Origin of the sequence: Rhizobium sp. EC-SD404 (assembly GCF_902498825.1) — a bacterium.
Lineage (GTDB): Bacteria > Pseudomonadota > Alphaproteobacteria > Rhizobiales > Rhizobiaceae > Georhizobium.
Map to the genome: position 1 here is coordinate 1,728,173 of NZ_LR701459.1, position 21,325 is coordinate 1,749,497.

General features: G+C 62.7%; 18 protein-coding genes and 2 pseudogenes. 15 read left to right on the forward strand and 5 right to left on the reverse strand.

Annotated elements, in window-relative coordinates; translation table 11 throughout:
• Positions 1-125: 125 nt before the first annotated feature.
• Positions 126-1,031 carry a cellulose biosynthesis protein BcsN gene (gene bcsN, locus GC125_RS09080; protein WP_199864527.1) on the reverse strand — a complete coding sequence of 302 codons (906 nt, stop codon included), beginning with the start codon at positions 1,029-1,031 and terminating at the stop codon, positions 126-128.
• Positions 1,032-1,229: 198 nt separating this feature from the next.
• Positions 1,230-2,132 (reverse strand): LysR family transcriptional regulator, encoded by a 903-nt coding sequence (locus GC125_RS09085; protein WP_151985388.1) that lies wholly within the window; start codon positions 2,130-2,132, stop codon positions 1,230-1,232.
• A 103-nt stretch (positions 2,133-2,235) separates the two neighbouring features.
• Here GC125_RS09085 and GC125_RS09090 point away from each other — a divergent pair, with 103 nt between their 5' ends.
• The 6 genes from GC125_RS09090 to GC125_RS09115 all read left to right on the forward strand — a co-directional run bounded on the left by GC125_RS09090 (position 2,236) and on the right by GC125_RS09115 (position 9,402).
• A complete protein-coding gene (locus GC125_RS09090) occupies positions 2,236-2,565 on the forward strand; it encodes a nuclear transport factor 2 family protein (protein WP_151985389.1) in 330 nt (109 codons plus the stop codon).
• On the forward strand, positions 2,562-3,344 hold the full coding sequence (locus GC125_RS09095; RefSeq protein WP_151985390.1) for an SDR family oxidoreductase: 783 nt from the start codon (positions 2,562-2,564) through the stop codon (positions 3,342-3,344). The genes GC125_RS09090 and GC125_RS09095 overlap by 4 nt, the downstream gene beginning before the upstream one ends.
• A gap of 198 nt (positions 3,345-3,542) precedes the next feature.
• Positions 3,543-4,733, forward strand: a complete 1,191-nt coding sequence (locus GC125_RS09100) for an efflux RND transporter periplasmic adaptor subunit (RefSeq protein WP_199864528.1) — start codon at positions 3,543-3,545, stop codon at positions 4,731-4,733.
• On the forward strand, positions 4,730-7,792 hold the full coding sequence (locus GC125_RS09105) for an efflux RND transporter permease subunit (RefSeq protein WP_151985392.1): 3,063 nt from the start codon (positions 4,730-4,732) through the stop codon (positions 7,790-7,792). Before GC125_RS09100 ends, GC125_RS09105 begins: the two co-directional genes overlap by 4 nt.
• A 131-nt stretch (positions 7,793-7,923) precedes the next feature.
• On the forward strand, positions 7,924-8,646 hold the full coding sequence (locus tag GC125_RS09110) for a response regulator transcription factor (RefSeq protein ID WP_151985393.1): 723 nt from the start codon (positions 7,924-7,926) through the stop codon (positions 8,644-8,646).
• Between the two features lie 123 nt (positions 8,647-8,769).
• On the forward strand, positions 8,770-9,402 hold the full coding sequence (locus tag GC125_RS09115; protein ID WP_151985394.1) for a methyltransferase family protein: 633 nt from the start codon (positions 8,770-8,772) through the stop codon (positions 9,400-9,402).
• Here the strand turns inward: GC125_RS09115 and GC125_RS09120 are convergent.
• Positions 9,399-10,709 carry an ATP-binding protein gene (locus GC125_RS09120; protein WP_151985395.1) on the reverse strand — a complete coding sequence of 437 codons (1,311 nt, stop codon included), beginning with the start codon at positions 10,707-10,709 and terminating at the stop codon, positions 9,399-9,401. The two genes, GC125_RS09115 and GC125_RS09120, sit on opposite strands and share 4 nt — an antisense overlap.
• Before the next feature lie 277 nt (positions 10,710-10,986).
• On the opposite strand from GC125_RS09120, the gene GC125_RS09125 reads away from it, so the two are divergent.
• From GC125_RS09125 to GC125_RS09155, 7 genes and pseudogenes are all read left to right on the forward strand, one after another.
• A complete protein-coding gene (locus tag GC125_RS09125; RefSeq protein WP_151985396.1) occupies positions 10,987-11,847 on the forward strand; it encodes a MipA/OmpV family protein in 861 nt (286 codons plus the stop codon).
• Between the two features lie 131 nt (positions 11,848-11,978).
• The gene (locus GC125_RS09130; RefSeq protein WP_286165442.1) at positions 11,979-12,557 is read left to right on the forward strand and encodes a (2Fe-2S)-binding protein; all 579 of its coding nucleotides are present in this window, start codon (positions 11,979-11,981) and stop codon (positions 12,555-12,557) included.
• Position 12,558: 1 nt separating this feature from the next.
• Positions 12,559-13,538 (forward strand): annotated as a pseudogene (locus GC125_RS20415) (FAD binding domain-containing protein).
• A 76-nt stretch (positions 13,539-13,614) separates the two neighbouring features.
• Positions 13,615-15,831 (forward strand): annotated as a pseudogene (locus tag GC125_RS20365) (xanthine dehydrogenase family protein molybdopterin-binding subunit); the annotation flags it as partial.
• 109 nt (positions 15,832-15,940) lie between these two features.
• Positions 15,941-17,011: an aldo/keto reductase gene (locus GC125_RS09145; protein ID WP_151985398.1), complete on the forward strand. Its 1,071-nt coding sequence runs from the start codon at positions 15,941-15,943 to the stop codon at positions 17,009-17,011.
• Between the two features lie 25 nt (positions 17,012-17,036).
• Positions 17,037-17,438, forward strand: coding sequence for an Atu4866 domain-containing protein (locus GC125_RS09150; protein ID WP_199864530.1), 402 nt, complete (start codon positions 17,037-17,039; stop codon positions 17,436-17,438).
• 26 nt (positions 17,439-17,464) lie between these two features.
• Complete coding sequence (locus GC125_RS09155) at positions 17,465-17,713, forward strand: hypothetical protein (RefSeq protein WP_151985399.1); 249 nt, start codon at positions 17,465-17,467, stop codon at positions 17,711-17,713.
• 32 nt (positions 17,714-17,745) lie between these two features.
• On the opposite strand, the gene GC125_RS09160 is transcribed toward GC125_RS09155, so the two are convergent.
• Positions 17,746-18,657: a LysR family transcriptional regulator gene (locus GC125_RS09160; RefSeq protein ID WP_151985400.1), complete on the reverse strand. Its 912-nt coding sequence runs from the start codon at positions 18,655-18,657 to the stop codon at positions 17,746-17,748.
• 97 nt (positions 18,658-18,754) lie between these two features.
• Between GC125_RS09160 and GC125_RS09165 the strand changes: the two genes are divergently transcribed.
• Positions 18,755-19,591, forward strand: a complete 837-nt coding sequence (locus tag GC125_RS09165; protein WP_151985401.1) for an SDR family oxidoreductase — start codon at positions 18,755-18,757, stop codon at positions 19,589-19,591.
• 14 nt (positions 19,592-19,605) lie between these two features.
• Here the strand turns inward: GC125_RS09165 and GC125_RS09170 are convergent, their stop codons facing one another.
• Entirely contained in the window at positions 19,606-20,223 is a 618-nt protein-coding gene (locus GC125_RS09170; protein WP_151985402.1) for an FMN-dependent NADH-azoreductase, read from the reverse strand.
• Between the two features lie 100 nt (positions 20,224-20,323).
• On the opposite strand from GC125_RS09170, the gene GC125_RS09175 reads away from it, so the two are divergent.
• Complete coding sequence (locus tag GC125_RS09175) at positions 20,324-21,259, forward strand: LysR family transcriptional regulator (protein WP_151985403.1); 936 nt, start codon at positions 20,324-20,326, stop codon at positions 21,257-21,259.
• The last annotated feature ends 66 nt before the right edge of the window (positions 21,260-21,325 follow it).

The window sequence follows — 21,325 nt, forward strand, 5'->3', positions numbered from 1 at the left end:
GCTGATAAGCCTAGCGGTTATACGTGAAGCCGATTGCGCGGGTTTCTGAAAACCGGTCGTCATGCTTAATCAATCACCAACCAAAAACACAATCCTTCCGTGCTTCCGCGGTATGAAGCGATAACTTAAGGTTGCGTTTGGGGCTGGGGCGTCTCTGGTGGAGCCTGTGTTGGAGGCGCGGGAATGAGGGGTGCCGACGTCGCCGTGCTCGGCGGCGGCGGTACGATCGGTCCGCGCATGACGGGCGTTGCGGCCGGCACGACCGCCGGTGCTGGGGTAGAGACTGTGGTGGTGGAGCGGCGACTGGTGGGGCGCCGAACGGGCTCGGGTTCTGGTTCGAGCACCGTGTCGAGGCGCTGCGGCATCACGGGAAACACCGGTTTGCCCGTCGCGCCCAATCGTGGGTCGGGCGGCGGTGGCGGGCCGAACGGGTTCCAGCTTCCGGCCGGAAAGCCGCCGGTCACGGTATAGCCGTACATCACGGACAGCAGCGCCTCTTCGCTCGCCCCGGTCTGGCAAAGACGAAGCCGCGTCTGCATCGTCCCGCGCGGGGAGAAGGGCGCGGCTCTCGTTGGCCCGGTCACGCGCTGCCATGCATAAAGGCAAAGGTCGCGCCCGCTGCGCCCGACCGCGTATCCGAACGGCCCGAAGCTGTTTTGTGCATAGAGCGGCGAACGCTGCATCGCCACGCCGGGGAAAGCGGCGCGCATTTCGCGTTGGATCGTCGATTCCGTGATGGGAAGATTGGAAAGGGACGTCTGCCCTGCCTCCGTACCCACCGGCCCGAAGAGCTGGACGCGCAGTATGTTCTGCCCGGAAACGCTGGATGCCGCCGACAGGGAGATATCCTGCTGGATCGCGTTCGAATAACGCCGTTCCACGACATCGACGACCGATGGACCGCCAGGCGGCGGCAGGACGAGCGCATTGACCGCGCCGATGCGCGCGTTGGTGGATGCACGCTGAAGATCTGTCGGCGTTCCGCACCCGGCCAGAATGACGCTGAGCAGGGCAATAGAAGTCGCACCCACCAGGCGTGCTTTCTTCTTTGCTTCTCCGTTCCGCATGTCGATCGTTTCAGGTCCGAATCAATTGAAGCCCACAGTGGTCGACAGACGTTGGGAACGCAATTGCCCGATCGAGCACGCAAAGCGTTCATGTCGGCACTGATGCATTCTGGCACACCTACCGGGAACGACTGCCGGAGGCCCTTGAATTTGGGCAGTTGATCAAGTTTCGCGCATCGTTCCGGCCGTGCGGGCCATGTCCATGAAAGCCCGGAAGGCCGCCGACTGGTTGCGCCGCCCCGGATAGTAGAGGCAGAGCGCAGCTCGCCGCGGTGTCCAATCCCGGACCAGGCGAACAAGGCGCCCGGCGGCGATGTCATCGCGCACGTCGGCTTCCATGAAGAGGCCGATCCCGGTCCCCTCCAGCACGGCGATCCTGGCGAGGCTGGCCTCGTCGAGGGTGATCGGCCCGCTGACATCGATCTGAACCGGGGCGCCATCCTTTTCGAAGTGCCAGCGATAAAGTGCGCCATTGGGCAACCGGATGCGGATGCAGGCATGGGCGAGCAGATCCGGCGGGACTATCGGTTGTCCCCGCGCTTCGAGATAGGCGGGCGCAGCCACCACGGCAAAGCTCTGGGGCGACCCCACCGGAACGGCAATCATGTCCGTTGGGACGAGGTCGGCGCTGCGCAGGCCGAGATCGAACCCTTCCGCAACGATGTCGACGATCCGGCCCTCGGTAACGAGGTCGACATGGACCTGCGGATAGCGGCGGATGAAGGCAAGGACGAGCGGGGCAAGGATCTCCCGGGCACCCGTCGGGAACGCGTTGATGCGCAGCGTGCCGGACGGGATGTCCTGATGCGAGCGCGCGACCGCCATGGCCTGCTGGATTTCGCGCAGCGCCGGGCCCACCTGCTCGACGAATTGCCGGCCGGCATCCGTCAGCGAAACGCTGCGCGTGGTCCGGTTGAAGAGGCGCACCCCCAACCGCTTTTCCAGTTTGCCGATAAGGTTGCTGAGCGCGGTCGTCGACAGGTTGAGGTCGAGCGCCGCGGCGCGGAACGATCCTTTGTTCGCGATGGCAATGACCGCGTCGACTTCGACCAGACCGTCCCGCATTGTCCCGCTTTTCGCAATTCCTCGTCCATCTTTGTCCCAGTTATCGCGGGTGCCGTCCAGTCGTACCTTTGTGTCAGCCCGATATCGCCAAAGGAGAACCATCATGGGTCTGAACCTGCCGAAGATCATCGCCGACTATTTCGAAACAGACAGAAGCGGAAGCGCAGAAGCTGTGGCCGCGCTCTTCACCGAAGACGCCGTCGTGCGCGATGAGAAAAAGACACATGTAGGACGATCAGCCATCCAGAAATGGAGGGCGAACGCCTCCAGCGAATACAACTACACGACCGAGCCCTATGCGATCGCCGATAGCGCTGGCCGAAAGGTCGTCACGAGCCACCTCGTCGGTGACTTCCCAGGCAGCCCCGTGGACCTGCGCTACTTCTTCATCCTCGATGGCGACCGGATTGCGGATCTGGAGATCGTGCCATGACGCCATTCATCAGCCTCGAGGGTAAGCGTGCGCTGGTGACGTCGGGCACGAAGGGGGCAGGGGCCGCGACGGTCGCTCTCTTCCACTCTCTCGGCGCCAAGGTCATGACGAGCGCGCGCAGCAGGCCCGATCAGTTCGACGACGACGTCTTGTTCGTCGAAGCGGACCTGACGACGGTGGAAGGATGCGAGACGCTCGCTGCCGCGGTGCTGAACGAAATGGGCGGCGCCGACGTGATCGTCCACATGCTGGGCGGATCGTCCGCACCGGCCGGAGGCTTCGCTGCTCTCGGCGAAGCCGAGTGGAAGAAGGAGCTCGATCTCAATCTTATGCCCGCGGTCCGCCTCGACCGGGCGCTCGTGCCGGCGATGCTCGATCGCGGGAGCGGTGTCGTCATTCACGTGACCTCGATCCAGGGGACGCTGCCGCTACCGGAGGCGACGACTGGCTATGCGGCGGCGAAAGCTGCGCTCTCGACTTACAGCAAAAGCCTGTCGAAAGAGGTTGCATTGCGCGGTGTACGTGTCGTCCGGGTCTCGCCCGGGTGGATCGAGACCGAAGCTGCCGTAAGCCTGGCGCAGCGCCTCGGTGGCGAACGGGGTGGCGGCGTCGAAGAGGGCAAGCGGCTGATCATGGCGTCACTCGGAGGTATTCCGATCGGACGGCCATCCACTCCCGATGAGGTCGCGAGCCTGATCGCCTTTCTCGCATCCGACAGGGCTGCGAGCATCAGTGGGTCGGAATTCGTGATCGATGGCGGAACCGTGCCGACCGTGTAAATGCACTTCCTCCATGGCCGCGGGCTCGACGGCGAAACAAACCTTAATACGATAGAACATCGCGATCTCCTGCGATGGGTAGGATGCGGCCGAACTCGCTTGTGAGCCTTGCTCGAAGCGAACAACGAAAGGTCGCATCATGGTCATTCACGCGTCGAGCCTGAGCCAAATCACGCGCCGCCGGCCATGAGGTGCGGCGTGATCACTTTGTTCGCTCTTGCCGCTCACACGCCCTATGCCGAGGCCCAGCAACAGCCGATGCCCGTCACGGTCGTCGTCGCAAGGCAAAGCGAGGTCAGGCAGCAGATCTCGGTGGTGGGAACGCTCGCCGCGCGCGAAGAAGTGCAGGTGCATGCCAGGACTGCCGGCCAGGAAATCCAGGACATCCTGGTCGAAGTCGGCGAGACGGTGGAGCAGGGCCAGCCGATGGCTCTCTTCGATGACACCGACGCCCGTCTGGATCTGGATCGAAACGCGGTCAACACCTTGCGCGCCAAAGCTGCCACCGCGGTAGAGGCGGCCCGGCTCGACATCGCCACCGTTGCCGAACGAGAAGCCCGGGCCCGGTTGGACCGAAGCCAGGCTCTCCATGCCAAGGCGGTGGTGTCCGAACAGTCTCTGGACGATGCCCGCAGCGCTTACGACCGGGCCGTCGCCGAGACGGTGCTATCCAGAAATGCATTGGCGCTCGCGCAAATAGATGAACGGCTGATCGCGCAGGAGCAGCGACAGATTGAACTGGCCATAGAGAGGAGCATCTTGCGCGCGACCGCCCCGGGGCTCGTGCTCGAGCGCAATGCGCTCGTAGGAGACATCACATCGAGCGCGGTAGATCCGCTTTTTCGTATAGCGAGGGACAGCCGCATCGAGTTCCTCGCGGACGTCGTCGACACGGCCTTCGTCCGGCTGAGCGCTGGAATGCCGGCGGAGATCATGGTGGCCGGCAGGGATCTGCCTGTCTTCGGCACGGTGCGCCTGAATGCTGCGCAACTCGATCCCGAAACGCGCAGCGGGACCATTCGCATCGAGCTTGATGAGAGCGATGGTCTCGTGCCCGGCGTCTTCGCCCATGGTGTCATCGATCTGGCGACACGCATGAACGTCCTGCTGCCGGGACAATCCGTCAGCAGCGCCGGTGGTGTGCACAGGGTCCACGTCGTGAATGATGGCGTGGTCGAAACGCGAACGGTCAGTCTCGGCGTGCGTCAGGACGAAGGCGTCGAGGTGCTCGACGGTGTGACGGATGGCGAGATGATCGTTCTCAAGGCAGGAAGCTTCCTGAAGGACGAAGACAGCGTCGACCCGATCATCCTGTCGGAAAACGGCCTGCCGATCGGCCAGTCCCAAGCTGTCTCGATGCGTGAGTTCAGAGACGCGGCGCACCGATGAATGCCAATATATCGGCGTGGGCGATCCGCCACCCACTGCCATCGATCCTGCTTTTCGTTCTGCTGACCGCTGCGGGGCTTCACAGCTTCTCCCGGTTGCCGATCACCTATTTTCCGACGATCGACACGCCGGAGGTCACCGTCACCATCGAGCAGCCCGGTGCGAAGCCCACTGCCATGGAGGCGGAAGTGACGCGGCGCGTGGAAAATGCGGTGGCGCCGCTTCCCGGTGTCGTCGAGATTTCCTCGACGATCGGCGAGGGTCGATCCGTCACCAGCGTGGAGTTCGAACTGGGCCGGGTTTCCCCGGATCGGGCGGTCGTCGCCATACGCGATGCCGTGGCGATGATACGGTCCGACCTGCCACCGACGATCGACGAGCCGATCATCGAACGCGTCGAAGAAAACCGCCAGTCCGCCGTCACCTATTCGCTCAGCAGCCCGACGATGTCGATCGGCGAGCTCTCCTGGTACGTGGACGATGTCATCGCGCGGAGCTTGCAGGGTCTGCCGGGCGTCGGCCGGATCGAACGGGTCGGCGGAACCGATCGGGAAATCCATGTCGAACTCGATCCGAACAGGCTGCAGGCGCTGTCTCTCACCGCCGATCAGGTCAATGAAAGCCTGCTGCGCACCCAGATCGAGACGTCCGGCGGCAGGGCCAGCTTCGAAGGCCGCGAGCACGCGCTGACGACGGTTGCAGCAGTCGAGACGGTTTCAGATCTCGCCGATCATCGCATCGCGTTATCCGCCAACCGGACAGTGCGGCTGGGCGATCTGGCACTTGTCGAGGACACGTCGGCCGAGCCGCGCTCGTTCGCCGAACTGAACGGAAACGAGGTGGTTGGGTTCGCAGTCTACCCGTCACAGGGCGCAAGCGAGGTCACGGTTGCTCAGTCCGTCGCGCTGAAGGTGACCGAGCTCGGCGCGGCCGATACGGATCTGCGCTTCAGCCTCGTCGACGACAATGTCACGTACACCACCGGCAACTACGCATCCGCTCTCAGCACGCTTTGGGAAGGCTGCTTGCTCGCCATAGTCGTCGTCTTCCTCTTCCTGCGCGACTGGCGAGCGACCATGATCGCCGCAGTGGCGTTGCCCCTGTCGATCATTCCCACCCTGTTCCTGATCGATCTATTAGGCTTTTGGCTCAACATACTGAGTTTGCTGGCCATCACGCTCGTGACCGGCATTCTGGTTGATGATGCAATCGTCGAGATCGAGAATGTCATGCGTCATCGGGAACGGGGCAAATCTGCCTATGACGCGGCCCTCGATGCCTCCGAAGAGATCGGGCTCGCAGTGATGGCCATCTCTGCCACGATCATCGCCGTGTTCGTGCCCGTCGGCTTCATGGCCGGCGAGGTGGGCCTGTATTTTCGAGAGTTCGGAATGACGGTCGCGATCGCCGTCTTCTTCTCGCTGCTGGTGGCACGTTTGATCACCCCGGTCATGGCCGCCTATCTCATGGCGGGAAAGCTTCCGGCGGGCAGAGGCAAGCGAAAGCTCGTCCATCTTTATGTTCGGCTGTTGAAGGTGAGCCTGCGCTGGCGATGGATCACGGTCGCGCTCGCCGCTTGCTCGTTCGGCCTGGCGGTCCTGGCCCTATCGTCTATGCCGACAGCGTTTCTGCCAGAGGAAGATATCGGCCGGCTGACGCTTACGGTGGAGTTGCCTGCCGGCTCGACGCTTGAGGATACGCTTGCTGTGACAGGCGAGATCGCGCGCGACGTGAGGGAAATTATCGATGTCGGCGGCGTATTCACCCGCGCTGGCAGCAGTGCGACCGGGTTGGAAGACGTCCGCTATGCCGTGGTCCTCATTCACCTCCGTCCAAAAACCGAGCGTGATCGGTCGTCCTTCGCAATCGAAAGGGAAGTCGCGGAGAAGCTTGCATCGCTTCCAGATGTGAAGCTGACCTTTCTCAATACGCGCGGTGGCCGCGACCTGTCCTTTGCGCTGTTGAGCACCGATGGCGAGGACGCGCTCGAAGCGGCGAACGCCATTATGGGAGCTTTGTCGACCGATCCGATGTTCATCGATCCTGGGATCGAAAACGCGGCCATGCGGCCGGAACTGAAGATCAAGATCGACACGGACAAGGCCGCGATGCTGGGCATTTCGCCTGCCGTCATCGCCGAGACCATCAGGGTGTCCACCCTGGGAGACGTCGACAGCCGCCTTCCGGTCTTCAACGAGGACGCTCGCCAGATCCCCATCCGGGTCATCCTCGATCGCGATGCGCCTCGAAGGCTTGAGACACTCGGGCCGCTCATGGTTTCTTCGGACCACGGGGGCAGGGTGCCACTCTCCGCAGTCGCCGAAATCAGCTTCGACGAGTCGGTCTCTGCGATCGATCGGCTCGATCGCGAGCGTCGTATCGAGATCGGTGTCGACATGGCTGCCGGTTTCACATCCGGTCAGGGGATGGAGCAGGTGCTGCGCCTCGAAAGCGTCAGGGATCTTTCGCCGGGCGTTCGGCTCGTTACGACCGGTGATTCCGATACGGAAGGCGCAGTCTTCGAAAGCTTTGCGGTCGCCATGGTCTCTGGCATCACGCTGGTGTTGGTGGTCCTCATCCTCCTGTTTGGAAGCGTGTTTGCGCCTTTGACGATCCTCGCTTCGCTTCCCCTGTCGGTCGGCGGCGTGGCTGCTGGCCTCTGGTTGAGCGGCTATCCCATATCGCTGCCGGTGGTGATCGGTATCCTGATGCTGATGGGCATCGTCACGAAGAACGCCATCCTGCTGCTCGACTTTGCCGTCGAGCGGGAAGCGAGCGGCATGTCGCGCGTCGATTCAGTTATCGAAGCCTGCTGCGAACGCGTTCGACCGATCATCATGACGACCCTCGCGATGATCGGCGGCATGGTTCCTTCGGCGCTTGGCCTCGGGGATGGTGGCGAGTTCCGGTCGCCGATGGCTGTTGCCGTCATAGGCGGCCTGGTCGCCTCGACGCTTCTGTCCCTCATCGTCTTCCCGGCTCTGCACCTGATCGTTTCGGATATCGGTGATCGAGCGAGCCGCATCCTGAAGCCGCTTCTGTTAGCCCAGAAGTCCTAGCAAAACCGATGCGTTACGGGCCAAGATTCGACCAAGGTGCCACTGACGGGCGACGCCGCAACAAAACTTAACAAAGCTTTGTATACTGACGCGTTCCGGCATGCATTGTGCAGGAAAGGCGGTGAAGTCCCATGCAGTCAAATACGGCGAATGCGCAGATCCTGATTGTCGAGGACGATCCGGAAATTGCAGCGTTGCTTGCGCTCACCATCCGCGACAATGGCATGATCCCTACCGTGGCCGAGGATGGTCGCGTGATGCAGGCTCTTCTGCGCAACAATTCCTACGACCTCATCATCCTCGACGTCATGTTGCCCGGTGAGGACGGCATCAGTATCTGTCGGAGGATCCGGTCGGAACGAACCATACCGATCATCATGCTGACGGCGCTTGGCGAGGAGATCGATCGGATCATCGGGCTCGAAGTCGGTGCCGACGACTATGTGACGAAGCCGTTCAGCCCCCGGGAAATCGTCGCCCGCGTGCGAAGCCTCCTCAGAAGGGCTTCCTACGGGCTCGTCACCAACACCGCCAACAAGAAGCTTCGCTTCGACGGGTGGCAGATCGATCCGATGCGTCGACAGCTGCACGACCCGAGCAATGCGCGTATCGCGCTGACGACGACGGAATTCGACCTTTTGCTTGCGTTCTGCCGAAATCCGGGCCGTGTCATCACGCGTGAAGAGCTTCTTTCGATGACCCATTCGGGTCTCGCCGGGCCGATCGAGCGCAGCATCGACGTCCATGTCAGTCGGCTTCGACAGAAGATCGAGATTGATCCGAAAGAACCTCTCCTGCTGCAGACGGTGAGACTTGGAGGGTACATGTTCACCGCCAAAGTCGAAGACGCCTGAGCTTTCACATGTCCGCTGCCGGCGGTCATACATCGCAACAAAACGAAGCGCCGAGCCGCGCCAGATCACGGTATTTCCTCTCCGACGGCGACTGAGATCGCCAGAACATGCGGAGAGCAGACAATGCAAGACGTTCAGGCAGTGCAACGGCACCTTGCCACGGTTCAGACACGCAGGAAGGCCACGATCTGGCTTCTCAGCTTGGGCTTCGCGCCCGTTCTTCTCTTCGCAGATGCCTATTTCCGGCTTGGATCCTGGCAGCGCGAAGTGATCGAAGGCGCGGGCTCCATCCTCCTTTTCGTCGCCATCATCGGTCGGGTCTGGTGTACGATGTATATCGGCGGTCGCAAGACCGTGGCCCTCGTCTGGTTGGGCCCATATTCCATTTCGCGGAACCCGCTCTACGGCTTTTCCTTCCTCGCCGTCGCCGGCCTTGGCGCACAGACAGGAAGCATCGGCATGGCCATCTTCATGACACTGGTCGCCTATGTCATCTTCCTGAAAGTGGTGTTCCGAGAGGAGGCTGCGCTGTCATCGACCCATGGATACGCCTATGACGCGTACCGGCGCACCGTGCCACGCTTTCTGCCGCGTCTATCCTTGTGGCGCGATATCGAGACCGTCACCGTGGAGCCGAAGCTGGTGCGGCGGACGATCGAGGACGGCTTCGTGTTCATCCTGCTCGCACTCGGCATCAGGGCCTTCATGCACTGGAAGCAGTCCTTCCCCGATCTGGTGCAGATGACCCTGTACTAGCGGCTGGGCAGCGTCACCCGGACGAGCAGTCCGTGTGGCTGACGGTCGATGAACTCCAGGGTGCCCGCATGCGCCTGCACGATCTCCGAGACGATCGAAAGACCAAGCCCAAATCCCGTGTTGGAGCTGCCTCGGGATTCGTCGATCTTGACGAAGGGCTCCAGCACCCGCTGCCTGTGCTGCTTCTCGATGCCCGGACCGTCGTCGATCACGTCGATGGCGACCGCTCCTGCAATCTGGCGCAGTTCTATCGCCACCGTCTTGCCGAATTTCGTCGCGTTGTCGCACAGGTTCGAGATCGCCCGCGTGATCGCGATCGGCTTGCAGTTGACGATCAGCCGGTTCGGTCCGCGATAGGTGACATCGAAGCCGACATCTGCGAACTCGCTGGCGATGGTCTGTAGCGCGCTCGCGATATCCGTCCGCTCGATCGCTTCCTGGCCGTGGTTGTCGCGAAGATAACCAAGGCTTTCGGTGAGCAAGGTGTCGAGGTGGTTGATGTCCGACAGCATCGCGTCCCGGGTCGGCGTCTGCGGCAGATGCTCCACGCGAAGCCTCAACCGGGTGAGGGGCGTTCGCAAATCATGGCTGATGCCGCGCAACATCCGGGTCCGCGATTCCACCATGATGGTGATGCGATTGCGCATGCTGTTAAGCGCTCGGGCCAGGGCGATGATCTCGACACTGCCGCGTTCCTCGAAAAGCTTCGCGTCGTCGGAAATATCGGCGTTCATGGCCGCGTGCGATATGCGCCGCAGCGGCAGCATGATCGCCCATATGGCGAACGCAAAGAAGAGAATGATCAGCGTGACCAAGGCGATGAGATAGTACATCCACTGGCCGAGGAAATTCCCCCGCAGCATGGTTTCTGACGAAACGGGTGTCATCAGCATCGTCGTGTCGTCGACCCTTGCCGCAATCACGCGTGTATCGTTCAGGAATGTTCGCCACCCGCCCAGGGGCGCGGCCCAGTCGTCAGGCGGAAACAACCATTCGATCGCTCGATCCCAGGATGCTTCGGTCTCCGAAAACGTTGCGAACCGTTCACTCAAGGACAAGGGCTGAAGCGACACGTCCCAGCCGGACTGCCGTGCCGCACGGACGATCACCGCCCGTTCGTCAGGCGTCGCCGCGGCCAGGACATCGCTGATCGCGTGGATGCGTTCCGCGATCTGTTCCAGGTCGGAGGCGGAGTGGTCGCTCCGCACCCAACGCTCCAGCATCGGTCCGGCCGTGACCACTATCAGCAGCGCCAGCCCGATTATGAGCGTGATCTGTCCGTGGATGGTCCGAAGGCCAAGAGGCATGTGCGATCTCGTAACCCCTTTCGGGGTTGGTCGTGGGAGCTGGAGGGTCCAGGTGGGTAGCATGGAGACGATGCCGGCGCCTCAGGCCGATTGTTAAGTTTTATTGCCGTCAGCGCTCATCTGGATGAGCGCGGCGCTAAACGCGCTCCGGCTGCCAGCTGAAACAAACCTTAACACAACGAAACGCAAGCATTGGCTCTCCCATGGGAATGAATGGCATCGAAGTCGGTCTGTCCATCGGATTTGAACAGCGACGATCATTCGTTTGGAGCCCCCAATGCTGTTCAAGAAGTTCAACAAGCGTCTCATGTGCTTTGCCCTGGGCTCGGCCATCTCCGGCGGCGCCTTGCAGGTCCCGGATGCAACAGCCGCCGACATCGCGGTAACAGGCAGTCCCGATGCGACGGTGCTGCCTCAACCGGTGTTCGACCAGCGGTTCGAACAGGATCAGCCAAGTCGCAACTGGAGCCTGATCGTCGGTGCCGGCGGGATCTACGAGCCTTCCTACGAAGGCAGCGACGAATTCGAATTGGACCCGGTTCCGCTGGTGCTGTTCACCTATGGGGAATGGCTCGAGATCGATCCTACCGGTGTTACGCTGACCCCCATCAAATACGACCGCTTCTCGCTGTCCGGCCAGATTGGTTACGAGTCCGGCAGAGACGAAGACGACCATGAGCGGCTGCGCGGCCTGGGCGACATCGATTTCGCGGCAACGGTTGGCGCCAAGGCGATGTACGAACTAGGCCCGGTCGACGTCTACGCAGCCATCGACCAGACCATCGAAGGCAGCGAAAGCCTGATCGGCACGGTCGGCATCGGCTACACGGCGCCGGTTTCCGAACGACTCATCCTTGGCGCGAATGCCGAGGCGGTCGTCGCCGACGACAATCACATGGAAGCCTATTTCGGCGTCAACGCCGCACAGTCGGCCGCATCCGGCCTTCCGGAGTACGAGGCGGGGGCAGGCTTGAAGCGCGTGAATTTCTCGGCTTCTGCGACCTATGCTCTGACCGAAGACTGGCTCGTTCGTGGAGAAGCCGAGCTCGGCGTCTTGACCGGCGATGCGACCGATAGCCCGATAGTTGCAGACGAGCTGCAACCGTCGGTCTCCCTTTTTGTCGGCTACAGGTTTTGACGGAGTAGATTCATCCCATTGGTAGCGGCGGACGCATGAGGCAGCTCGCCCGGGACTGTTGCACAGCAAACATCGGAGACATCGACATGCCAGAGAGTTGCGACGTTGACGGAGTTCCGAACGATGTGGGCATGACCAGGCGGGAAGTCCTCGCTACGGGGACGATAGGCCTGGCTGTCACCGGCATCGGTTTTCACATCGGCATCTTCCCGGCAAATGCACAGACAGCCACACTCGCGACCCGCGTCGAGACGTCGTTCCTGATCAATGGGGAACCCGTTGCGTCGACGGTGGATCCGCGCACGTCGCTTCTCGATTTCCTGCGGGAAGACCAGGGCAGGTTCGGAACCAAGAAAGGTTGCGACCACGGCCATTGTGGCGCTTGCACCGTTCTCATCGACGGGCGTCGGGTCGCTTCGTGCCTGACACCCGCCGTGCAGTGCCAGGAACGTGCGGTCGAGACCGTCGAGGGGCTCGAGACCAACGAAGGGCTGCACCCGATGCAGCAGGCCTTCATCGACAACGATGCGCTGCAATGCGGCTACTGCACCCCGGGCCAGATCATGGCAGCCATCGGCTGCGTGAGGGAAGGGCATGCCAATTCCCGCGAGGAAATCCGCGAATACATGGGCGGCAATCTGTGCCGATGCGGCGCCTACGAGAACATCGTCGACGCCATTCTCGATGCCCGCGACCGGATGGAGGCGTGACATGCAGCCCTTCTCTTATTTGCGCGCCACGTCCGTCGACGAGGCCGTCACGGCGATCGCTTCAGGCGCGCGCCCGCTGGCCGGCGCCACGACGCTTTATGATCTGATGAAGCTCGATGTCGAACGCATCGAAAGGATCGTCGACATCAACGGCCTTCCGCTCAACGAAGTGACGACCGAGGATGGCACTCTTGTTCTCGGCGCCCTGGCGCGGATGAGCGATGCTGCCGAGCATCCTGCGCTGCAGAGCGATTTCCCCGCACTGTCGGAGGCCCTTTGGAAAGCGGCGTCGCAGAGCTGCGCAACATGGCATCGCTCGGCGGCAATCTCCTGCAACGCACGCGGTGTGGCTATTTCCGGCACGGCGCACCATTCGCCTGCAACAAGCGCGAGCCCGGATCGGGCTGCGCCGCAATCGATGGATTGAACCGGAACCACGCACTCTTCGGCGGATCGGCGGACTGCATCGCGGCCTATCCCGGCGATTTCGCGGTCGCGCTCGTCGCCTTCGACGCCGAGTTGGACATTATCGGCCCCGAGGGATCGCGCCGGGTCCGCTTGGCCGAGCTGCACCGGGAACCGGGCGCGACGCCCGATCTCGACCACACGCTGGACGATGGCGAGATGATCACTGCGATCCGCGTGCCGCAGAACGCAGCCGCCCGCGCGTCGACCTACCACAAGATCAGAGACCGCGAATCCTACGCCTTTGCCGTCGTGTCCGTTGCCGCGGGCGTCGTGATGGACGGCGATGTGGTGCGCGAAGCGCGGATTGCGCTCGGTGGGGTCGCGACGCGGCCTTGGCGCGCGGAGGCCGCCGAACGCGCTCTCACGGGTCGGCGGTTGACGCAGGAGACCGCTCGCGAAGCCGGCGAGATCGCCTTCGAAGACGCCGAGACGACCCATCACAACGCCTTCAAGACCGAGCTGGGTGCCCGCACGGTGGCCGACGCCCTGATGATCGCCCGTTCCAGGAGCTGACCGATGACGAATGGACCCTTTGCAGACACCGCGCGCATTGACGCGCGGGCCAAGGTGACCGGTGCCCCCATCTACGGTGCCGACCGTCACTCCCCGAACATGCTGCACGCGACCTTTGCCGTCTCGACGATCGTCCGGGGTCGCGTCACGGACATCGATACGCGTGTGGCAAGCGCCGTGCCGGGCGTCCGCATGGTGTTGACACACCACGACACCGGCGTGCTAAATCCGGATGGGTTCCTGTTGACGGGCGGCCATTCGTTTCAAGGCTTCCAGCCCTTGCTGGACGGCGAGATCCGCCACCGGGGCCAGCCGATCGCGATGATCGTGGCCAAGACTCTTGAAGCAGCCATGGAAGCCGCCTCCAACATCTCGGCGCAATATTCGGAAGAGCCATTCGCAAGCGCGATCGAGAGCGACGGCGCGACGACGATACCCCAGTCGCAGTCGCCCCTGCCGCAAGAACTGTTCGGCGACACCGTTGCCGGCGATCCTCTTTCCGCCCTAGAGGCCGCTGAGACCGTGGTGGATGCGGCCTTCACCAGCCCGCCCCAGCATCAAAATCCAATGGAACTCGTTGCAACAGTGGCAGAATGGAACGGTGATACCGTCACCATCCATGAAGGCTCGCAGAATTCGGGCGCCGTCAAGTTCGGTGTCGCTCGGGTGCTTGGCATCGATCCGGAGCAGGTCGTCGTCATCTCGCCGCAGGTGGGCGGCGGGTTCGGGCAAAAGAATTCGATGCAGATGCAGACCGCACTCGTGGCATGGGTCGCGCGCGAGGCCGGCGCTCCGGTCAAGATGGTGGTGCCGCGCACGCAGCTTTTCCACGATGCCAGCTTCCGACCGCAATCCGCCCACCGCGTGCGCCTCGGCGCCGATGCAACGGGCCGCATCACCGGCGTGCTCTACGACGTGGATGCCCAGAGCTCGCGCCACGACCATCTTTCCGATGGACTATGCAAACCCTGCGGCGCGGCTCTACGGCATACCCAATTTCGCCGGCTATCAGCGGATCGTGCAGACAGACGTGCAGACGCCGGGGTACATGCGCGCGCCCTTCGAGCACATGGCCTCGTTCGCGCTGGATTGCGCCGTCGACGAGATGGCCGAACGTTTGGGGCGCGACCCCGTCGCGTTCCGCCAGGACCATGACACGGATACGGATCCGGTGACGGGGCTGCCGCTTTCGTCCCGGCACCTGTCGGCGTGTCTTGCCCGCGGCGCGCAGCTGTTCGACTGGTCGCGCCGCAATCCTCAACCGGGTTCGATGACGACAGAGGACGGCATGTTGATCGGCTTGGGCGTAGGTTGCGGCTGCTACAAGGCCGCGACTGCACCAGCCGTCGCAAGGCTGACGCTGCGCCGCGACGGAACCGCCGAGATCGCCGTCGGCGTGCATGAGATGGGCCAGGGTGTCCGGACCGCGCTCGCCAACGCGGTCGGCGAACGGCTTGGGATCGATCCGGCCGGCGTCGCGGCTCGGATCGGCGACACGCGCGGCGCGCCTCAACATCTGACGGCGGGTTCGTGGGGAACGGCGACTGCCATTCCCGCGGCCGTCGAGGCGGCGGACCAGCTTCTCGCTGAACTCGGCCCCAATCCCCTCGCGACACTCGCTGAGCGTGAGCAGGACGAATATCAGGTCAGCGTCGAAAGGCGCGCACCGGGTCAGCCTGCCGAGATGGCCCGTCGGCTGCATGCGGGCCAGCCCGCTCCGTGGGGCCCGATCTACGGCGAGTTTGTCAGTTTCAGCTATGCGGCGCATTTCGTGGAAGTCCACGTCGAGCCGACGACCCGGCGCGTGCGCGTGCCGCGGGTTGTCAGTGTGATGGATTGCGGGCGGGTCGTCAGCCCGCGCACCGCGCAAAGCCAGGTCCGCGGCGGCGTCGTCTGGGGCATTGGCGCCGCACTGCGCGAAGCGAGCGAGGTGGATCCCCGATATGGCGGCTTCTTCAACGCCGACATCGCCGAATACATCGTCCCGGTGAATGCGGATGTCGGGCGATGTGAGGTCGACTTCATCAACGAACCCGATCCAAGGCTGAACGCAACCGGGGTCAAAGGTCTCGGTGAAGTCGTGATGACGGGTGTTGCCGCTGCGATCGCGAACGCGATCTGGCATGCGACCGGCCGCCGTCAACGCGATCTTCCGATCCGGGTCGAACACCTGCTCTCATCGTCATCACCGCCGCCGGCGCTTTCGCAGAAACACGGTCCGCAAATCCGACCCGGCATCTGGGGGCGCTTGTCTCCCGGCCGATCAACCGCGCCCTTTCCTCGGGTCGATGGCTGATCCGGACGATCGTGCAAGCATTCCGGATGATCGCTCTATCGTTTCGACGGCGGGTTTTGGCAAACAACGGGCGTCAAGAACGCAAGAGAATGGAGACCAGTCAGCCATGACCAGCCATCGCACTCTCGATACCTACCGCCTGCTTGGCCGCTCCGGCCTGCGTGTCTCTCCGCTTTCCCTCGGCACGATGACCTTCGGATCCGACTGGGGCTGGGGCGCCGACGATCAGGAATCCAAGCGTATCTTCGACGCTTATGTCGACCGTGGCGGCAACTTCGTGGACACGGCCGTCAACTACACGGGCGGGACGTCGGAGCGCATTCTCGGTGGCCTGATCAAGGACAAGCGCGAGCGGATCGTGCTGGCGACGAAGTTCACCATGGCGCGTGAGGAAGGCAATCCAAACTCCGGCGGCAATCACCGCTACAACCTCGTCAACTCGGTCGAGGCCAGCCTGCGCCAGCTCGACACGGACCGCATCGATCTTCTTTACGTCCACGCATGGGACTTCACGACGAGGACCGAGGAGGTCATGCGGGCTCTGGATGATCTCGTCCGCTCCGGCAAGATCCTTTATGTCGGCATCTGCAATACGCCTGCCTGGCGCATCGCGGAAATGCAGACGATCGCGGAACTCCGTGGATGGACGCCGTTTGTGGCGCTGCAGATCGAATACAGCCTCGTCGAGCGCACGGTGGAGCACGAGCTTCTGCCGATGGCACGGGCAATGGGTCTCGGCGTCTTGCCGTGGTCTCCCCTCGGTGGCGGCATCCTGACCGGCAAATACAGCCGCGCCGATCTCAACGACGACAACGACGCGGCAGTGTCGTCCGAACGCAAGGGCATCATCGCGTCGAGCGGCCACCTCAACGAGCGCTCGCTTCAAGTCGCGGATGCCGTTGGCGAAGTGGCGGACGAGATCGGTGCGACCCGCTCGCAAGTCGCGCTCGCCTGGACGCTTGAGAATCCCGCGGTCGTCTCGCCCGTCATGGGTGCTCGGACGCTGGACCAGGCAATCGACAATTTCGGCGCCCTCGACCTCGTGTTCACGCCCGAGCAGCGCGACCGTTTGGACCAGGCAAGCGCACCGGCGCCGATTTTCCCGGGCCGCTTCGTCGGCCGCCCCATGGTGCAACAGCTCATCTTCGGCGGTTCTTCCGTCGAAATTCGTGGGTGAGCCCACTCAAGAACGGAGAAATGAGATGCTTGGACCATCAATTAAGAAAACGATCATCGCCGGCGCGGCCATCGCGCTGGTCACGGCAAGCGCTGTCGCTTCGGCAGCGGACGGAACCCGCGTGCGGGGCGGCATCCCGACATCGATGCCCGCCGTCACGCTCGTGAACGAAACGGAGAACGCCATGCAGCAGCACCCCTATATCGGCATGTGGGTCACCGGCGACGGAAGGATCCGCCAGGAGCTTTTGCCCAACGGCCGCTACGATGAAGCGCGCGGCACGCGCCAGAGCGCCTATCAGGGCAGATATCAGGTGAACGGCACGCACATCGACTATTGGGACGACACGGGCTTCACGGCCGATGGCACCTTCGTCGACATGAACACCCTTCACCACGGCGGCATGGTATTCTATCGGGAAGAGTAGGGTGCAAAAACGAGGGACGTGAAAAGATGAGAGCAATTGCCGTAGGTCTTTTGATGGTCCTCGCCGCCTGCACCACACAGTCGCCTCAGCCTGCGGATCGGCCGATGGATGAGGTGCCGGTTCAACAGCGCCTGCCGGGCGGAGACAGGGAATATCGCTTCGCCAATGGCTGCGTGGTGGTGCTCGATGCGGTTCAGGCTGTGGTGAAGAGCGCCGGCGACGTTTGCGCATCCTATCAGCGCGACATTGCTCTCCTCTATGCATCGGCCGATTGATCGCCTCTCGAAGCTTCGTTCCGGCATGATCGTCACGCGTCTGCCTTCCGGGCTCTCTCCGTTTCCTTCAAAATGTCGATGAAGGCACGCAGGGCCGACGGCATGTGTCGGTTGCGGGGATAGTAGAGCGCCAGGCCCGGTATCGCTGGACACCAGTCCGCCAGGATTTCGACAAGCTGTCCCGATCTCAAAAGCGGAACTGCGAACGGCTCCGCGACATACGCGATGCCTTGCCCCGCGGCCGCGGCCCCCACGAGAAGGTCGTTGTCGTCCAACGAGAGATTTCCCGGCGCGTCGATGGTGATTTCCGAGCCGCGTCGAGAAAATTCCCATCGATAGCGCTTCCCGCTCGGCAGCCGCTGGCGGATGCAGGAATGATTCTTGAGATCGTCCGGTGTGCGTGGGGTTCCGCGATCCAGGAGATAGGACGAAGCAGCTACGGCAATGAAGCGAACCGTGCCGCCGAACTTCACGGCGACCATGTCCTCGGGGATCGCTTCGAAAAGCCGAACCCCGGCATCGAAGCCCTGTTCGACGATATCGACGAGCCTGCCTTCGGAGACGAGATCGACTTCGACCTCGGCGTGTCTCTCGCGAAAGGGCGGGATGACATCGCGCAGCAGAATGCGGGCGCCACTCTTGTTGGCGTTGATCCGCAACAGACCGCTCGGCGCCCCGCGCGCCTCGGAAAGGGTGTCGAGCGCGTGGTCGAGTTCCAGGAGTACGGGCTCGATGCGCGTGAGCAACTGTGCGCCGGCGTCCGTAAGCGACACGCTGCGCGTCGTGCGGTTGAGCAGGCGAATGGCAAGGCGTTCCTCCAGACCGATGATCGCGTGGCTGAGCGCGGAGCGCGACACGCCCATCGTGTCGGCAGCCTTGCGGAAGCTTCGGTGCGTCGCAACCGCGGCAAAGGCCGCCAAATCATTCAAGGTCGGTTTCGTCATTCGTGAATTCACCTCACCAACCTGTCGCACCATGGCCTTCTTATACCACCAATCGACAGTGAATAGGTCTCGGGCAGCACACGGGAAAGGAAAAGACATGCCCAGAAAAACATGGTTCATCACCGGCGCTACGTCGGGTCTCGGTCTTGAGATGGCGCATCAGCTGCTCGCGCGTGGCGACGACGTCGTCGTGACATCACGCCGACCGGAATCTTCGGCGGACTTGCAGAAGCAATATGGCGACCGCGTCCTTGTCGTTCAGCTCGACCTGACGGATACAGCCAGCATCCAGGCCGCTGTCGACAGCGCATTCGAAAGGTGCGGCCGTATCGACGTCATTGTCAGCAACGCCGGCTACGGCCTGTTCGGCGCCGCCGAGGAATTGACGAACGCCCAGATCGATCACCAGATCGCCACCAATCTCACAGGGTCGATTCACCTGATCCGAGCAACTCTTCCCCATCTGCGTAGGCAGGGAGGAGGGCGCATCCTTCAGGTCTCTTCAGAAGGCGGGCAGATCGCCTATCCGAGCTTCAGCCTCTATCACGCCACCAAGTGGGGCATCGAGGGGTTCGTGGAATCCGTTGTGCAGGAAGTGGCGACCTTCGGCATCGATTTTATCATTGCGGAGCCCGGTCCGACCGGCACGAATTTCGGCGCGAACCTCGTGCGTGCGGACGCAATGGATGCGTATCGCGACACGCCCGCCCACGCGGTGCGCCGCGCCATCAGCGACGGAAGTTTTGTGATGAAGGGCGACGCCGCACGAACCGTGGCGGCCATGATTGCCGCCGCCGACAGCGCGGCGCCGCCACTTCGCGTCGCCCTTGGCAGCACCGCCTACACATCGATTTCCGAAGCTTTGGCGAACCGCCTGGCAGCCCTTGAGGCCCAGCAGGACATTGCCCATTCAGCTGACCGCCTGGACGTCTGATAGGGCTGCGGCGGCTAGCTCGCCGCAGCCAGAGCAATGTGAGGCTCGAGCCTGTTGAGGAACCCGTCCATGGTGTCCTGGCGCATGTCCACCGCCTTGGCGCCGCCACCGGAAACGACAGTCACATCCGTGATCCCGATGACCCCGAGGACGAGCCGCAGATATTGCTGCGCGATATCCATGTGGCGCATGGGCGAATCGGGTGTGTAGACGCCGCCGGAGGCGAGCAGGACTGTTGCCCGCCGGTTCGTGACGAGACCGGCGCCATCGAAGCCCAACGTCTTGCCCTTGCGGACGATATGGTCGATCCAGGCCTTGAGAGCAGCGGGAACATTGTAGTTGTAGACCGGGGTGGCGATTGCGATGTGGTCGGCGGACAGAAGTTCGTCGACCAACTCGTCCGAGAGACGCAATTCGTTTCGCATCGCCTCGGATTGGTGCTCGGGCGGCGTGAAATACGCCTGCAGCCATGGACCGGTGACGAAAGGCAAGGTGGTTTCGGTGAGATCCCGAATCGTGACGGCAGCGCCGGGATGCGAGTCCTGCCATTGGCGGACGAAGCGCCGCATCATCTGACGTGAGACGGAGTCGTCTCCACGAGGGCTGGTTTCGATGACGAGAAGCCGGGTCATGTATCTATCCTTGAATGCGGGTTGGTCACTGGTTTTGTCCAGGGGACGCAGTCCAGATATCTAGCGAACAGCCTCTCCTTGCGGGAGCGATGAAATAGTGATGAACTCAATCGCAATTAGCGATGGAGTTCATGTGCTCGGACATCTCAGCCTCGACCAGTTGCGCGTGCTCGTGACGATCGCTGACACGGGTAGTTTTTCAGCAGCCGGCCGATCTCTCGACCGCGCGCAGTCGGCGATCAGCCAAGCGATCGCCAACCTTGAAGACATTCAAGGCGTGACGCTCTTCGATCGGAGTGGATATCGGCCGATCCTGACCGATGTCGGCCACGTATTGGTCGAGCAGGCGCGCATGGTCTTGGTCAGCGCAGCGCGGTTTGAAGCGGTCGCGGCCAACAGCAGGACCGGGCTGGAAGCACGGCTTGCCATCGCCATCGATCCCCTGGTGCCGACGGCGCCACTGGTCCAAAGCCTGCGGGCGCTTCAGGAGCGGTTCCCAAGCCTTCCTGTCAGTTTCTCGACAGAAGGTCTCGGTGGCTCGCTGAGGCGGCTTCGAGATGACTCGGCCGCCCTTGGCCTTTGCCTGCTTCTGCCAACCATCCCGGACGATATCGTTGCCCATCCATTGCTGCGCATCCGGCTGCAGCCGGTCGCGGCGCCGAGTCATCCACTAGCTTTGCTGGGCCGACCCGCGACGCAAGCCGATTTGGAGCAGCACGTACAACTCGTGCTTTCGGACCCGTCCGAGCCTGTGGGCGAAGACTATGGACTTTCGAGCGCGCGGCTCTGGCGGTTTGTCGACCTGGGACGCCGTATGGATTTCCTGATCGCAGGCTTCGGCTGGTGCCGCATGCCCGATCACCTGGTCGAGACACTGATCGGGCAGGGCAGGATGGTCCGGCTATCGATCGACGATGATCCATCTCCGCGCGATGCGTTGACGATCTACGCAGCCCATCGGCGCGATCGCATTCTCGGACCGGCGGGGCGATGGCTTCTGGACGAATTGCAGGAGCGTCTTGCTTTGGCGAGCTAAGGGAACGTCTACGCCGCATTCATGATCATTCGGCAACTGGTTCGGGCTGGCTCTTGCAAAGATCGC

Excerpts from the sequence above, each read along its gene's own strand:
- GC125_RS09085 (WP_151985388.1), bottom strand. The coding sequence starts at position 2,132 with ATGCGGGACGGTCTGGTCGAAGTCGACGCGGTCATTGCCATCGCGAAC.
- GC125_RS09090 (WP_151985389.1), top strand. The coding sequence starts at position 2,236 with ATGGGTCTGAACCTGCCGAAGATCATCGCCGACTATTTCGAAACAGAC.
- GC125_RS09095 (WP_151985390.1), top strand. The coding sequence starts at position 2,562 with ATGACGCCATTCATCAGCCTCGAGGGTAAGCGTGCGCTGGTGACGTCG.
- GC125_RS09105 (WP_151985392.1), top strand. The coding sequence starts at position 4,730 with ATGAATGCCAATATATCGGCGTGGGCGATCCGCCACCCACTGCCATCG.
- GC125_RS09110 (WP_151985393.1), top strand. The coding sequence starts at position 7,924 with ATGCAGTCAAATACGGCGAATGCGCAGATCCTGATTGTCGAGGACGAT.
- GC125_RS09115 (WP_151985394.1), top strand. The coding sequence starts at position 8,770 with ATGCAAGACGTTCAGGCAGTGCAACGGCACCTTGCCACGGTTCAGACA.
- GC125_RS09120 (WP_151985395.1), bottom strand. The coding sequence starts at position 10,709 with ATGCCTCTTGGCCTTCGGACCATCCACGGACAGATCACGCTCATAATC.
- GC125_RS09125 (WP_151985396.1), top strand. The coding sequence starts at position 10,987 with ATGCTGTTCAAGAAGTTCAACAAGCGTCTCATGTGCTTTGCCCTGGGC.
- GC125_RS09130 (WP_286165442.1), top strand. The coding sequence starts at position 11,979 with ATGACCAGGCGGGAAGTCCTCGCTACGGGGACGATAGGCCTGGCTGTC.
- GC125_RS09145 (WP_151985398.1), top strand. The coding sequence starts at position 15,941 with ATGACCAGCCATCGCACTCTCGATACCTACCGCCTGCTTGGCCGCTCC.
- GC125_RS09150 (WP_199864530.1), top strand. The coding sequence starts at position 17,037 with ATGCTTGGACCATCAATTAAGAAAACGATCATCGCCGGCGCGGCCATC.
- GC125_RS09155 (WP_151985399.1), top strand. The coding sequence starts at position 17,465 with ATGAGAGCAATTGCCGTAGGTCTTTTGATGGTCCTCGCCGCCTGCACC.
- GC125_RS09160 (WP_151985400.1), bottom strand. The coding sequence starts at position 18,657 with ATGACGAAACCGACCTTGAATGATTTGGCGGCCTTTGCCGCGGTTGCG.
- GC125_RS09165 (WP_151985401.1), top strand. The coding sequence starts at position 18,755 with ATGCCCAGAAAAACATGGTTCATCACCGGCGCTACGTCGGGTCTCGGT.
- GC125_RS09170 (WP_151985402.1), bottom strand. The coding sequence starts at position 20,223 with ATGACCCGGCTTCTCGTCATCGAAACCAGCCCTCGTGGAGACGACTCC.
- GC125_RS09175 (WP_151985403.1), top strand. The coding sequence starts at position 20,324 with ATGAACTCAATCGCAATTAGCGATGGAGTTCATGTGCTCGGACATCTC.